Consider the following 12,728-nt stretch of genomic DNA (forward strand, 5'->3'; position numbering starts at 1 on the left):
CTCGCCTTCGCGGACCCGGCGAGCCGCCCGGTCACGGCGTCCATCGCGGGTCGCGCCCGGACGCGGCGAGCGCGCGCTCGAACGGTGACGCGTCGGCGGCCAGCACCACCTCCGGGCCGAACCAGCCGCCGTCGCGGCCCGCGGGCGCCATCGCGGTGACCCCCTCGAGCACCACCGCGCCGAGGTCGTCGGGGATCTCGACCGCGCGCCCGGTGGCGACGGCCAGGTCCCACGCGTGCACGGCGAACTCGGCGGTCATCATCACGCCGATCAGCGCCGCCGGCATCGCTGCGCCACCCATGCTCGACTCCCCCTCCCACGCGGCCGGGTCGGCCCACGCGCGCCCAGCGGCCGCCGCCTCGTCGTCGCAGGCCCGCGCCCACTCCTCGGCAGGCAGCCCCACGAGGTAGGGAGTGCGGTCCGCGGCGCTCCAGGCCGGGTCCCACGGCTCGCGCGCCCCCGAGCGGTGGGCCAGCAGGAAGCCGAACGCGAGGTGGTTCACCACGTCGCGCACCGCGTAGTCGGCACAGGGCGACGGGGCGTCGAAGAGCGCGGTGTCGGTGTGGCGGATCATGGCGGTGGCGAGCTCGATGCTCCGGTTCATGTGGTCTGCCGAATCCATGCCCCGAGCCTTCCGCGCCGGCCGGCGGCGGTATTGCACGAACGCGACAGCTGCCCGTGACCCGACGTTCCTGCGCCGAAGGTGCAGGCTCCCACCCGGACGAACGGCACTCTCGTCGGTACCTGGCCGACGAAAGTGCCGTTCGTCATGCGGATCCTGCTTCCCGCGGGTGGCGGGGACGACGAGGCACGCCACGCGCCTCGTTCCGGGAATCGATCATCTAGCCTGGAAACCGTGGACCTGCTGGAGGCGGATGCGCTCGACCAGGCGCTCGACCTGCTCGCCGCCCGTCCGCTCGTCGCCCTCACCGGCGCGGGCCTGTCCACCGACTCCGGCATCCCCGACTACCGCGGCCCCGGCTCGCCGCGCCGCACCCCGATGACCTACCAGGAGTTCCTCTCCGGGGAACCGGCCCAGCGGCGGTACTGGGCGCGCAGCCACGTCGGATGGGCGCGGATGGCGCACGCCGAGCCGAACGCGGGGCACCGCGCGCTCGCCGCGCTCGAGCACTGCGGGGCGCTGCACGGGGTGATCACCCAGAACGTCGACGGGCTGCACCGCGCGGCCGGCAGCAGCGCGGTGATCGACCTGCACGGGCGCATCGCCGACGTCATGTGCGTCTCGTGCGGCGCGCGCACCAGCCGCGCGGCCCTGCAGGAACGGCTCTCGCGGCTCAACCCCGGTTTCGTCGAGGCGGCCGGCGGTGCGGTGGAAGCCGCCCCGGACGGTGACGCCGAACTGGCCGCCGTCGACGGGTTCCGCACGGCGCGCTGCACGGACTGCGAGGGCGTGCTCAAGCCGGACGTCGTGTTCTTCGGCGAGAACGTGCCCCGCGAGCGGGTGGCCCGCGCCTACGCGATGGTCGACGCCGCGGCGGCGCTGCTCGTGGCCGGCTCGTCGTTGACGGTGATGTCGGGGCTGCGGTTCGTCCGGTACGCGCACAAGGCAGGCACGCCCGTGGTGATCGTCAATCGCGGTGCGACCCGCGGCGACGAGCTGGCCGCCGTGCGCGTGGACGCCGGCTGCTCCGACGTGCTGCCCGCCCTCGCGGCGGCGACGGCACCCACCCGGACGAACGGCACTCTCGTCGGTACCTAGCCGACGAAAGTGCCGTTCGTCATGCGAATCCCGCTTCCGAGATCACGGGCGCGGGCCGCGACCGGCGAGCCGCGCCGCGGCCGCGTCGACCGCCCGGTCCACCGTCACCGCCGCGACCCAGCACAGCGGCACCAGGACGAACCCGGCGAGCAGGACCTGGAAGCCGAACGGGAGCTGGGTGAGCCACAGCTCGACCGCGTCCCACCAGTCCGCCACCGCCCGTATCACGCCTCACACAGTAGGCCACGGTCTCCCGGACTAGGTTCCGTGGCATGTTCGCCGTCTACGCCGCAGAGCCCAACGCCGACGCTCCGCTCGACTCGCTCACCGTGGGAGAGCGTCCCGCGCCCGACGTCCCGGACGGGTGGGTCGCCGTCCGCGTCACCGCCGCGAGCCTGAACATGCACGACATCTGGACGCTGCGCGGCGTGGGCATCAAACCCGACCAGTTCCCGATGATCCTCGGCTGCGACGGTGCCGGGACGCTCCCGGACGGCACCGAGGTCGTGCTGCACTCGGTGATCGGTGACCCCGCGTGGGACGGCGACGAGACGCTGGACCCGAAGCGCACCCTGCTCACCGAGAAGCACCAGGGCACCTTCGCCGAGACCGTGGTGGTGCCCGCCCGCAACGCCGTGCCGAAGCCGGCCGGGCTCACCGCCGTGCAGGCGTCGGTCATGGGCACCGCGTGGCTCACCGCCTACCGGATGCTGTTCACGAAGTCGGGCCTGCGTCCCGGGCAGACGATGCTCGTGCAGGGCGCGTCCGGCGGGGTGTCCACGGCGCTGGTGCAGCTCGGCCGGGCCGCCGGTATGCGGGTCTGGGTCACCGGCCGCACCGACGAGAAGCGGGCGGTCGCCGAGCGGCTCGGCGCGCACGCCACCTTCCCCTCGGGGGAGCGCCTCCCCGAGCGCGTGGACGCCGTGTTCGAGACCGTGGGTGACGCCACGTGGTCGCACTCGATGCGCGCCCTCAAGCCCGGCGGGGTGATCGTCGTCTCCGGTTCCACCAGCGGGCCGAACCCGGGTGCCGACCTCCAGCGGCTGTTCTTCCTCCAGCTGCGCGTTCTCGGTTCGACCATGGGCACCCGCCAGGAGCTCGCTGACCTGCTGCGCTTCGTCGAGAACGCCGGCATCTCGCCCGAGATCGGGCACGAGCTGCCGATGGAGCGGGCGGCCGAAGGCTTCCGCGCGATGCTCGACGGAGACACGTCCGGAAAGATCGTATTCACTCGATGAAGCCGCCCGTCGCGGTGAATCGGCCGTTCGTCCGGATAATCTGGATCCTGAAAGCCCCGTATGGCCCTCTCAGGTCGTACAGTGTGTGACCGTGTCTGAGCCACCAAGTCGAACGGCGTCGGGGGGCGTCTACTCCCCGGCGCCGCGAGTGACAGGTCTGGTCGAGCTGCTCGACCGGCTGGACCGCGCGGTTGCGTCCGCGCTCTCACCGGTCACCACCAGTGAAGGTGTCAGCCGGGACGGCTGGCGCGTCCTACTCATGCTGGCCCGCGGCGGCGGGCGGAGCATGGGCGAGATCGCGTCCCACACGGCGCTGCCTGCGCCCACCGCCACCCGCGTCGTCGACCGCCTGGTCGCCGCGCAGCTCGCCTACCGTCGCACGGACCCCGTGGACCGCAGGCGCGTCCTCGTCCACCTCGCAGGCGGCGGGCGCGCCGTCGTCGAGCGGGTCTGCGGTCGCGTCGAACGGCGCGCGAGCGAAGCCCTCGGACCCGCCCACACCCCCGAACGCGCCCAGCTGGCCGAGCTGCTGGAGGCGCTCGCGAACCGGCCCACCGCGACTCAGGCCTGAGCCGCGGTCCCCGTCCGTCGCATCGCCGCGACGGTCCGATCCAGCCAGTCCCGGTCGCGGGCGCCCATGTGCTCGCGGGCGTCCGCGACCACGGGCACCCGGTCCCGCGCGACGGTGCGGGCCGCCATCAGGTCGGCCACCGTCACACCGTGACCGGGGCGGTCGAGGACCGTCACGACGTCCCCGGCCTGCACGGGCCCGGAACGCTCCACCGCGAGGTACGCGCCCGGACGCCCGGCCGCGATGAACCGCTTCACGAGGTCGGGCACCCCGCGGAACGCGGAGAACACCCGGCACGGTGTGCGGGTGCTGCGCACCTGCAGCACCGCCGCTCCCACCTGCCATCGCTCGCCGAGCACCGCGGCGCTGCAGTCGATGCCGGACACCGTGAGGTTCTCCCCCACCCCGCCGGGCCCGACCTCCTGCCCGAGCTCGGCGCTCCAGAACGCCAGGTCCTCCGCGGCGTAGGCGTAGACGGCCTGGTCCGGGCCGCCGTGGTGCGTGGTGTGACACACGGTGTCGCCCTGCACGCCCGCGGTCGTCAGCAGCACCGGGCCGTCCACGGGCCGCTTGTCGATGCCCGTGCGCCCGTCCGGGGCCCGGGTGTCCAGGTCGCTGCGCACGTACGCGACGTTGACGGACTCGACGTTCCCCCGGGCGCTCAGCACGCCGGTCACGCTATCCGCGGGCGGCAGCGCCGACACCGGGTTTGTGAGCGGGCCGTCAGCCCCCGCGCAGGAACGCGTCCGCGGTGGCCTGGCCGGCCGCGGCGTACGGGAACGCCGCCAGCAGCAGCGCCGCCACCCCGACGACGAGGAAGCGGCGCAGCCAGGTGCCGTGCGCGGCGAGCCACCCGGCGACGTAGGCCAGGATCAACGGCACGGTGACGGTGTAGAGGGCGGCGAGCTCGACGGCCGGATCCTCGGTGTCCGGGCCACCGGACACCGCGGTGAGGACGATGCCCACTACGACGATGGCGAGGACCCCGGCGCCCAGCAGGGTCCACCGGCCCTTCGCCCGCCCGGCGAGGACGCCGACGACCAGCACGCCGAGCAGGACGGCTCCCGTCACGGCAGTGGCAACGGGGAACGGACCGGCGCTCATGGCCCCATCGTGCCCCCCGACCGGGTCATTCCGACGGCAACCCCGCCCGGAGTGATCTAGCGTCGGGTCGTGCGCCGCCCGATCGCCGCAGCTGCCCTGCTCACCGCGCTCGTGCTGACCGGCACGGGGCCGCCCGCGCCTGCGGCGGCCCAGCAGCCGCCCGGCACCGACGTGGCCGCGTGCCGCGACGGCAGCTGCACGCTGCGGGTGACCGGACCGGTGGAGATCCCCCTGGACGGCCGGGCGGGCCAGAGCGCGGTGAGCGTGACCGGCATCGGGACCCACGCCGTGGCGTTCCTGGTGTCGGAGGGCGACCGGCGCTCGTACGGCGTGACCGGTACCGGCGGGACCGTGCGCTTCACCACGCCCGACGGCACCCTCACGATCCGGGTGCTGGAGCTCGCCGACGGCGCCGCGACGATCGAGCTGAGCAGCTCGGCGTCGGGGGCGTAGGCCCGAACCGACACCGTGTTCGATGGCGAGCGCCGCCGCTACTTCTTCGCCTTGTCCGCGGCGGACTCGGTGGACAGCGCCGCGACGAAGGCCTCCTGCGGGACCTCGACCCGACCGATGGTCTTCATCCGCTTCTTGCCCTCCTTCTGCTTCTCCAGCAGCTTGCGCTTGCGGGTGATGTCACCGCCGTAGCACTTGGCGAGCACGTCCTTGCGGATCGCGCGGATGTTCTCGCGCGCGATGATGCGCGAGCCGATCGCCGCCTGGATCGGCACCTCGAACTGCTGGCGCGGGATCAGCTCGCGCAGCTTCGAGGCCATCGAGGTGCCGTAGGCGTAGGCGTGGTCCCGGTGCCGGATGGCGCTGAACGCGTCCACCGGCTCGCCCTGCAGCAGGATGTCGACCTTGACGAGATCGGCCGACTGCTCGCCCGCCTCCTCGTAGTCGAGCGAGGCGTAGCCGCGGGTGCGGGACTTCAGCGCGTCGAAGAAGTCGAAGATGATCTCGGCGAGCGGCATCGTGTAGCGCAGCTCGACGCGGCTCTCCGACAGGTAGTCCATGCCCCCGAGCTGCCCGCGGCGGCTCTGGCACAGCTCCATGATCGCGCCGATGTACTCCGACGGCGCCAGCACCGTGACCTTGACGACCGGCTCGTGCACCTCGGCCACCTTGCCCGTCGGCCAGTCCGACGGGTTGGTGACGATCATTTCGGAGCCGTCGTCGAGCACCACGCGGTAGACGACGTTCGGCGCGGTGGAGATCAGGTCCAGCCCGGCCTCGCGCTCCAGCCGGTCGCGGGTGATCTCCAGGTGCAGCAGGCCGAGGAAGCCGCAGCGGAAGCCGAACCCGAGAGCGGCCGACGTCTCCGGCTCGTAGGTGAGCGCGGCGTCGTTGAGCTGCAGCTTGTCCAGCGCGTCGCGCAGCTCCGGGTAGTCCGAGCCGTCCACGGGGTAGAGGCCGGAGTAGACCATCGGCCGCGGCTCGCGGTAGCCGGTGAGCGGCTCGGCGGCCCCGTGGCGCTGGCTGGTGATGGTGTCGCCGACCTTCGACTGGCGCACGTCCTTCACGCCGGTGATCAGGTAACCCACCTCGCCGACGCCCAGCCCGACGCTCGGCTTCGGGTCCGGCGAGACGATGCCGACCTCGAGCAGCTCGTGCGTGGTGCCGGTGGACATCATCTTGATCCGCTCGCGCGGCGTGATCCGCCCGTCGACCACCCGGATGTAGGTGACGACGCCGCGGTAGGTGTCGTAGACCGAGTCGAAGATCATCGCGCGGGCGGGCGCGTCCGCCTCGCCCACCGGCGGCGGCACCTGGCGCACGACCTCGTCCAGGAGCTCCCGCACCCCCAGACCGGTCTTCGCGGAGACCCGCAGCACGTCGTCGGCGTCGCAGCCGACGATGTGGGCGATCTCGGCCGCGTAGCGGTCCGGGTCGGCGGCAGGCAGGTCGATCTTGTTGAGGACCGGGATGATCGTCAGGTCCTTCTCCAGCGCCAGGTACAGGTTGGCGAGCGTCTGCGCCTCGATCCCCTGCGCGGCGTCGACCAGCAGGATCGCGCCCTCGCAGGCCTCCAGCGCGCGGGAGACCTCGTAGGTGAAGTCGACGTGACCGGGGGTGTCGATCAGGTGCAGGACGTGGTCCTGGCCGCCGACCCCCCAGGGCAGCCGGACGTTCTGCGCCTTGATCGTGATGCCGCGCTCGCGCTCGATGTCCATCCGGTCGAGGTACTGGGCGCGCATCAGGCGCTCGTCGACCACGCCGGTGAGCTGCAGCATCCGGTCGGCCAGCGTCGACTTGCCGTGGTCGATGTGGGCGATGATGCAGAAGTTCCGGATCAGCTCCGGCGGGGTGAACGTCTGGTCGGCGAAGCTCACTCTGTTCCTTCTCGGGCGGGGAAACCCCATCGTCCCACGCCGCACCCCACCCGAGTCCGAACGGGTGAGGCTCTGCCGGGCGGGGAGCCGGTCACCGCTCGTAGCCGATCACACACCATCCGTTGGATCTTGGGGCCGCGATCGTCACCCTTGCTCCTCAGAGGGGTGCTGACGTGCGACGATGGCGTGCCGGGTCCCCAGCCCCGGCGTCCACACCGGACGACCCGACCGGCCTTCTCTCCAGCACAGGGGGCGAGCGGTGACATCGACGCGCCCGCCGTCGACGAACGGCACCGCGCCCGAGTGCGCGCTCGTCCAGGGCGCGCCGGAGTGCACCTGCGCGCAGGAGGCCGGGCTCCTCACCGAGGAGCAGATCGTCACCCGCGCCCTCAGCAAGCTCCGCTTCGAGCAGCGCGCCGACCGCGCCGGCAAGGCGGCGGCGCGCCGCGGGTTGGACGCCCTGCTGGCGCACGCCCGCACCCGTGGCCCGTCGGAGCTGGTCTCGGAGCTGCTGCGGATCGGACTCATGGTCCGCCTGCTCACCGCCGACGACGCCGAAGCCGATGACGTCGAGGCGCTCCTGCAGGAGTACATCGAGCTCGCCGACCTCGACGGCGACCCGCGCAGGCTCGGCGAGGCCGCCACCCTGCGCGCCCACCGCACGGCCGTCTTCGGCCACGGGGAGAACGCGCTCGCCGACGCCGCTGCCGCATTCGCGATCCTCACCGACATCACCGCGCCCGCGCCGGGCGAGGACCCGGCCCGCTGGTCGCGCCAGCTCTCCCGCACCCTGAACGGCCTGGTCGTCGTCCTGCTCAAGCTCGGCTCGCACGAGCTGGCCGACGAGGTCTCCCAGCGCGCCGTGGCGGTGGCGGAGAGCAGCGGGTCGGTGATGGACCGGCTCGTGCACCAGCTCAACCGGGTGCGCCTGCAGCTGTCGTGGGCACTGCGCCTCGAACGCGGCGGCCGGGACGCGGCCGCCGCCACCCGCTTCGTGGGCGCCGTCCAGACCGCGCACGCCGCCGCTCGGCTCTGGCAGCCGGCGATGTCGCGCGGGTCGGTCGTGGCCGGCCCGGCCGTGCGGGAGTGCTCGGTGATCGGCGCGGCCTACGCCCTGCAGCGACCGGGCCCCGAGCACCTGGACATGCTGCGGACGCTGCACCCGATGGCGCACTTCACCGAGGACCGGGTCGTGCTGGCCATCGCCACCGCCCGCTGCCTGCTCACCGCCGGTCGCGCGGGCGACGCCGCCGAAGCGCTCGCCCCGCTGCACGAGGAGCTGCGCCACGCCGCCACCTCCGACGCCGTGCTCGCGCTCGCCCTGCACCGGGAGGTCGCGCTGGTCGAGCACATCGCGCGCGGCGGCACCCCGTCCGAGGCGCTGCAGCACTACGCGGCCGCGCTGGAGAGCGAGCTGTGGGCCCTGCGCGAGGCGCGCCACACCGCGCTGCGCAGCCACTCCGAGCACCACCGGCTCGCCCGCGAGCACGGCGCGGTCGCCGCGCAGGCGTTGCAGGACCCGCTCACCGGGCTGCCCAACCGGCGCGCGCTCGACATGCGGCTGGCCGAGGCCACGAGCGCAGCGGGCAGCCAGCCGTGCGCGGTGGCGCTGATCGACCTGGACGGCTTCAAGGCCGTCAACGACGCGCGCTCGCACGCGGCGGGCGACGCCGTGCTGCGGGCGGTGGCGTCCTGCCTGCGCACCGCGCTGCGCGCGCAGGACCTCGTCGCCCGCTACGGCGGCGACGAGTTCGTGGTCGTCATGCCGGCCACCGCCCTTCCGGTGGCGTGCGCGGCGCTGCAGCGGGCGGCCGACGCGGTGGCCGCCCTTCCCGCCGACGTCGCCGCGGGGGTGACGATGTCGGTCGGGGTGGTGCGCGCCCCGCTCGACGGCGAGCCGTCCGCCGCGCTCGCGGCCGCGGACGCCGCGATGTACCGCGCCAAGCACGCCGGCGGCAACACCGTGGTGAGCGGGGCCGCAGCACCGGGCGCCGGGCACGACGGGGCCGGCCCGGCGGGCCGCGGCGCGGCCCGTTCCCCGGTCCGCGTGCCGCCCCACCGCTAGCTCGAGCAGGGCCGATTTCGTCCGCCCAGGTGGCGAGCTGTAGCATGGATCGCTGAGCGCCCGGCGTGAACGAAGCAATCCCGCCGCCGGTGCGGAGCGGAACGAGCAATCACCGGCAGGAAGAAACTCGAGGCATTCGCGTGGCCAACATCAAGTCCCAGATCAAGCGGGTCAAGACCAACGAGAAGCGCCGCCTGCGCAACAAGTCGGTCAAGTCCGCCGTCCGCACGGCCGTGCGCCAGTTCCGCGAGGCGGCCGACGCCGGTGAGACCGAGAAGGCCACCGAGCTGCAGCGCAGCGCCGCCCGCGCCCTGGACAAGGCCGCCAGCAAGGGCGTCATCCACAAGAACCAGGCCGCCAACCGCAAGTCGGCGATGGCCAAGCGCGTCGACGCGCTGTAGATCCACGCTCCTCCGAAGCGCCGGCCCGCATCGCGGGCCGGCGCTTTCGCGTGGGCCGGGCCGGCCTCCCTACCCGTTCTCCGGGTCACCCGAACGTGGGATGAGCCACATCGCGTCGACAACGGCGCGGCACCTCCCTGACAGTGAGGGTTCGCCGGCGGGCAACCCCGCGTTCGCTCCCCCGTCTCGCCCGCCCCGGAGCCGAGGAGAACTGCCGATGCTCGTCGACCTGCTCATGATGATCCCCGCCGCACTCGCCGGGATCGGGGGAGCATTCCTCGGCGACAAGGTCGGGCTCTGGATCAAGAACGCCCGCACCACCGGCGAGAGCTGACGCCCCCGGCCGCTCACCGGTTCAGCGCCGCCCGCGGGCCGCGCAGATCCGCAGGACGGCGCGTTCCAGCGCGTAGTCGGCGTCGGCCGCCGCGCCCTTCACGTCCGCGTTGACCTCCGCGGCGGCGTCGAACGCCTCCGCGAGCGCCTCGGGGCCCCATGCGCGCACCTGCTGCTGCGCCTTGCGGATCTTCCAGGGCGGCATGCCGAGCGTGCCTGCGAGCCGGTTGGGATCCCCCCGGCCGGCCGAGCCGACCTTCGCGAGCGTGCGCAACGCGTCGGCGAGGGCGTCGGCGATCAGCACCGACGGCACGCCCAGCAGCTGCGCCCACCGCAGCGCCTCCAGCGCGGCCGCCCGCTCGCCCGCCACCACGCGGTCGGCCACCGCGAACCCGGACGACTCGGCCCGGCCCCGGTGGTAGCGCCGCACCGCGCGGTCGTCCACGGTGCCGCCCGTGTCGGCCACCAGCTGGCTCGTGGCTGCCGCCAACTCCCGCAGGTCCGATCCCACCGCCTCGAGCAACACGCCGATCGCGTCGCCGGTGATCTTGCCGCCGACGCGGCGGGCCTCCGCCCGCACGAAGTCGGACCGCTCGTCCATCCTGGTGATCTTGTTGCAGGTGGTGACCGAGGCGCCCGCCTTGCGCAGCGCGTCGGCGAGCGCCTTGTTGCGGGCACCACCGGCGTGGACCACGACGAGCACGATGCCCTCGGCCGGATCGGCCGCCTGCGCGACGATGGCGGCGCCGAGGTCCTTGCCGACCTCGTGCGCGGCGAGCAGGACGAGCACCCGGCCCTCCGCGAACAGGGACGGGCTCAGGCTCTCGGCGAGATCGGCGGGGGTGAGCTCGGCGGCCCGCACGCGGCGCACCTCGGCCGCGGGGTCGGTGACGCGCACCTGCGCCACCACCTGCTCGACCGCCCGCTCCACGAGCAACTCCTCCTCGCCGAGGACGAGGTGCAGGGGCGCTGGGGTGGCCACGCGCTCCATGCTCGCGCACGGCACCGACACTCCGTGACCCGGCTCCCAGATCGCCGGACGAGCTTGGGCGCGCGGTGATCGTGTCGTACGGTGGACGGCACAACCGCATATGGCTCATCCAGAGGGGCAGAGGGAACGGCCCGACGAAGCCCCGGCAACCGGCGATGCGCGCTCTTGCGCTCGATCACGGTGCCAATTCCGACCCGCACTTCGCGGGGAAGATGAGGAGACGTCTCATGACCCTGACTGCTGGCACCGCCGCGACCTCCACGGCCCTCGACCTCGGACCGGCGCGCGCGCTGTCCTGTCGGGAGTGCGGCCACCAGATCCCCCTCGCCGCCGAGTTCGCCTGCCCCCAGTGCTTCGGCCCGCTCGAGGTGGCCTACGACTTCGGCACCGTCACCCGCGAGTCGATCGAGGCGGGCCCCAAGTCGATCTGGCGCTACCGCCACCTGCTCCCCGTGCCCTCGCACGTGCAGTCCCACCCCAACACCGAGCCCGGCCTCACCCGCCTGATCAAGGCCGACCGGCTCGCGGCCGCGCTCGGCGTGCGCTCCCTGTGGGTCAAGGACGACACCGGCAACCCCACCCACTCGTTCAAGGACCGCGTCGTGGCCGTGGCCCTTGCCGCCGCCCGGGAGCTCGGCTTCTCCGTGCTGTGCTGCCCGTCCACCGGCAACCTGGCCAACGCCGTGGCCGCCGCGGCCGCGCGCGCCGGCTGGGACTCGGTCGTGCTGGTCCCCAAGTCGCTCGAGCAGGCCAAGGTGCTCACCACCGCGGTGTACGACGGCACCCTGCTCGCCGTCGACGGCAACTACGACGACGTCAACCGGCTCGCCACCGAGCTCGCGGCCGAGCACGAGGACTGGGCGTTCGTCAACGTCAACGTCCGGCCCTACTACGCCGAGGGCTCCAAGACCCTCGGCTACGAGGTGGCCGAGCAGCTCGGCTGGCGGCTTCCGCAGCAGGTCGTGGTGCCGGTGGCGTCGGGCTCGCAGCTGACGAAGGTCGACAAGGGCTTCACGGAGCTGGGGAAGCTCGGGCTGGTCGAGCCGACCCCGTACCGGGTCTTCGGCGCCCAGGCCACCGGCTGCTCGCCGGTGGCGAAGGCGTTCGAGGACGGGCACGACGTCGTGCAGCCGGTGCGCCCGGACACGATCGCCCGCTCGCTGGCCATCGGCAACCCGGCCGACGGCCCCTACGTCCTCGACGCCGTGCGCCGCACCGGCGGCGCGCTCGCGCACGTCAGCGACGAGGAGGTCGTGGACGGCATCCGGCTGCTCGCGCGCACCGAAGGCGTGTTCGCCGAGACCGCGGGCGGGGTCACCGTGGCCACGGCCAAGAAGCTGATCGAGTCCGGGAAGCTCGACCCGGACGCCGAGACCGTGCTGCTGATCACCGGCGACGGGCTCAAGACCCTCGACGCGGTGAGCGGCCGGATCGGCCCCACGGCCACCGTGCCGTCCACCAGCGCGGCGGTGCAGGAGGCGCTGGCGGCCCGCGGCCTCTGACTCAGGGAACGAGCCAGCGCCCGTCCCGCATGAGGTCGCGGCCGGCGAGCTCGTCGACCTCCCGCCACGCCTGGATCCGCTGCGGCCGGACGCGGAACCAGGGGTAGGGCTCGGCGAGCCGGCGCGGGTCGAAGCCGGTCCGGGCGGCGAAGGCGTCGCCGGTCCCGTCGGGAACCTCGGCGAGGACCTCGACGGTCCCGTCGACGAGCACGACGTCGCGGGTCTGCCCGATCCCGACCCGCACCCGGCCGGTCGCCGCCGCGTTGCGACCGGTCGGGCTGGCCGCCGGGGTGGCCATGAGCAGGGTCTCGCCGTCCCACAGGAACGACAGCGGCACCAGGTACGGGCCGTCGCCGTCGCTGGTGGCGACCCACGCGTCCACGTCCTGGTGGAGCCGGTCGAGGGTGTCCTGCTTGCGCTGCTGCGGGGTGCGGGGCTGCGGATGCGTCACCCGCTGATCCTCTCTCCCGCCC

At 73.6% G+C, this 12,728-nt stretch carries 14 protein-coding genes and 1 riboswitch; of the genes, 7 read left to right on the plus strand and 7 right to left on the minus strand.

What is annotated here, in order from left to right; all coding sequences use genetic code 11:
- Positions 1-31: 31 nt before the first annotated feature.
- Positions 32-604: a TIGR03086 family metal-binding protein gene (locus tag FB558_RS25880; RefSeq protein WP_211366847.1), complete on the minus strand. Its 573-nt coding sequence runs from the start codon at positions 602-604 to the stop codon at positions 32-34.
- A gap of 252 nt (positions 605-856) precedes the next feature.
- On the opposite strand from FB558_RS25880, the gene FB558_RS25885 reads away from it, so the two are divergent.
- Positions 857-1,720, plus strand: a complete 864-nt coding sequence (locus tag FB558_RS25885) for an NAD-dependent protein deacetylase (protein WP_425468073.1) — start codon at positions 857-859, stop codon at positions 1,718-1,720.
- 42 nt (positions 1,721-1,762) lie between these two features.
- Here the strand turns inward: FB558_RS25885 and FB558_RS25890 are convergent, their stop codons facing one another.
- Entirely contained in the window at positions 1,763-1,948 is a 186-nt protein-coding gene (locus tag FB558_RS25890; RefSeq protein WP_142057705.1) for a hypothetical protein, read from the minus strand.
- A 44-nt stretch (positions 1,949-1,992) separates the two neighbouring features.
- Between FB558_RS25890 and FB558_RS25895 the strand changes: the two genes are divergently transcribed.
- Positions 1,993-2,958: a quinone oxidoreductase family protein gene (locus tag FB558_RS25895; RefSeq protein WP_142057707.1), complete on the plus strand. Its 966-nt coding sequence runs from the start codon at positions 1,993-1,995 to the stop codon at positions 2,956-2,958.
- Between the two features lie 91 nt (positions 2,959-3,049).
- Entirely contained in the window at positions 3,050-3,529 is a 480-nt protein-coding gene (locus FB558_RS25900; protein WP_211366848.1) for a MarR family winged helix-turn-helix transcriptional regulator, read from the plus strand.
- Here FB558_RS25900 and FB558_RS25905 read toward each other — a convergent pair.
- Both FB558_RS25905 and FB558_RS25910 read right to left on the minus strand, forming a co-directional pair.
- Positions 3,520-4,197 carry an MOSC domain-containing protein gene (locus FB558_RS25905; RefSeq protein WP_211366849.1) on the minus strand — a complete coding sequence of 226 codons (678 nt, stop codon included), beginning with the start codon at positions 4,195-4,197 and terminating at the stop codon, positions 3,520-3,522. The genes FB558_RS25900 and FB558_RS25905 overlap by 10 nt on opposite strands.
- A 55-nt stretch (positions 4,198-4,252) precedes the next feature.
- Positions 4,253-4,633 (minus strand): hypothetical protein, encoded by a 381-nt coding sequence (locus FB558_RS25910; RefSeq protein ID WP_142057711.1) that lies wholly within the window; start codon positions 4,631-4,633, stop codon positions 4,253-4,255.
- 69 nt (positions 4,634-4,702) lie between these two features.
- Here FB558_RS25910 and FB558_RS25915 point away from each other — a divergent pair, with 69 nt between their 5' ends.
- Positions 4,703-5,086, plus strand: coding sequence for a hypothetical protein (locus FB558_RS25915; RefSeq protein WP_142057713.1), 384 nt, complete (start codon positions 4,703-4,705; stop codon positions 5,084-5,086).
- Positions 5,087-5,124: 38 nt separating this feature from the next.
- On the opposite strand, the gene lepA is transcribed toward FB558_RS25915, so the two are convergent.
- Positions 5,125-6,963 carry a translation elongation factor 4 gene (gene lepA / locus FB558_RS25920; RefSeq protein WP_211366850.1) on the minus strand — a complete coding sequence of 613 codons (1,839 nt, stop codon included), beginning with the start codon at positions 6,961-6,963 and terminating at the stop codon, positions 5,125-5,127.
- 259 nt (positions 6,964-7,222) lie between these two features.
- Here lepA and FB558_RS25925 point away from each other — a divergent pair, with 259 nt between their 5' ends.
- Positions 7,223-9,028 (plus strand): GGDEF domain-containing protein, encoded by a 1,806-nt coding sequence (locus tag FB558_RS25925; RefSeq protein ID WP_142057719.1) that lies wholly within the window; start codon positions 7,223-7,225, stop codon positions 9,026-9,028.
- Between the two features lie 140 nt (positions 9,029-9,168).
- On the plus strand, positions 9,169-9,429 hold the full coding sequence (rpsT, locus tag FB558_RS25930; RefSeq protein ID WP_142057721.1) for a 30S ribosomal protein S20: 261 nt from the start codon (positions 9,169-9,171) through the stop codon (positions 9,427-9,429).
- A gap of 355 nt (positions 9,430-9,784) precedes the next feature.
- Here rpsT and holA read toward each other — a convergent pair whose 3' ends face one another.
- Positions 9,785-10,744, minus strand: coding sequence for a DNA polymerase III subunit delta (gene holA, locus FB558_RS25935; RefSeq protein WP_425468074.1), 960 nt, complete (start codon positions 10,742-10,744; stop codon positions 9,785-9,787).
- 111 nt (positions 10,745-10,855) lie between these two features.
- Positions 10,856-10,972, plus strand: a riboswitch (SAM riboswitch).
- An 8-nt stretch (positions 10,973-10,980) separates the two neighbouring features.
- Here holA and thrC point away from each other — a divergent pair.
- Positions 10,981-12,255: a threonine synthase gene (thrC, locus tag FB558_RS25940; protein WP_142057723.1), complete on the plus strand. Its 1,275-nt coding sequence runs from the start codon at positions 10,981-10,983 to the stop codon at positions 12,253-12,255.
- 1 nt (position 12,256) lies between these two features.
- Here the strand turns inward: thrC and FB558_RS25945 are convergent, their stop codons facing one another.
- Complete coding sequence (locus tag FB558_RS25945) at positions 12,257-12,706, minus strand: pyridoxamine 5'-phosphate oxidase family protein (protein WP_142057725.1); 450 nt, start codon at positions 12,704-12,706, stop codon at positions 12,257-12,259.
- Between the last annotated feature and the right edge of the window lie 22 nt (positions 12,707-12,728).

It is taken from the genome of Pseudonocardia kunmingensis, assembly GCF_006716445.1.
GTDB lineage: Bacteria > Actinomycetota > Actinomycetes > Mycobacteriales > Pseudonocardiaceae > Pseudonocardia > Pseudonocardia kunmingensis.

What these genes read in the sequence shown, in the direction of transcription:
- FB558_RS25910 (WP_142057711.1), bottom strand. Translation starts at nt 4,633, where the DNA reads ATGAGCGCCGGTCCGTTCCCCGTTGCCACTGCCGTGACGGGAGCCGTC.
- FB558_RS25880 (WP_211366847.1), bottom strand. Translation starts at nt 604, where the DNA reads ATGAACCGGAGCATCGAGCTCGCCACCGCCATGATCCGCCACACCGAC.
- FB558_RS25895 (WP_142057707.1), top strand. Translation starts at nt 1,993, where the DNA reads ATGTTCGCCGTCTACGCCGCAGAGCCCAACGCCGACGCTCCGCTCGAC.
- thrC (WP_142057723.1), top strand. Translation starts at nt 10,981, where the DNA reads ATGACCCTGACTGCTGGCACCGCCGCGACCTCCACGGCCCTCGACCTC.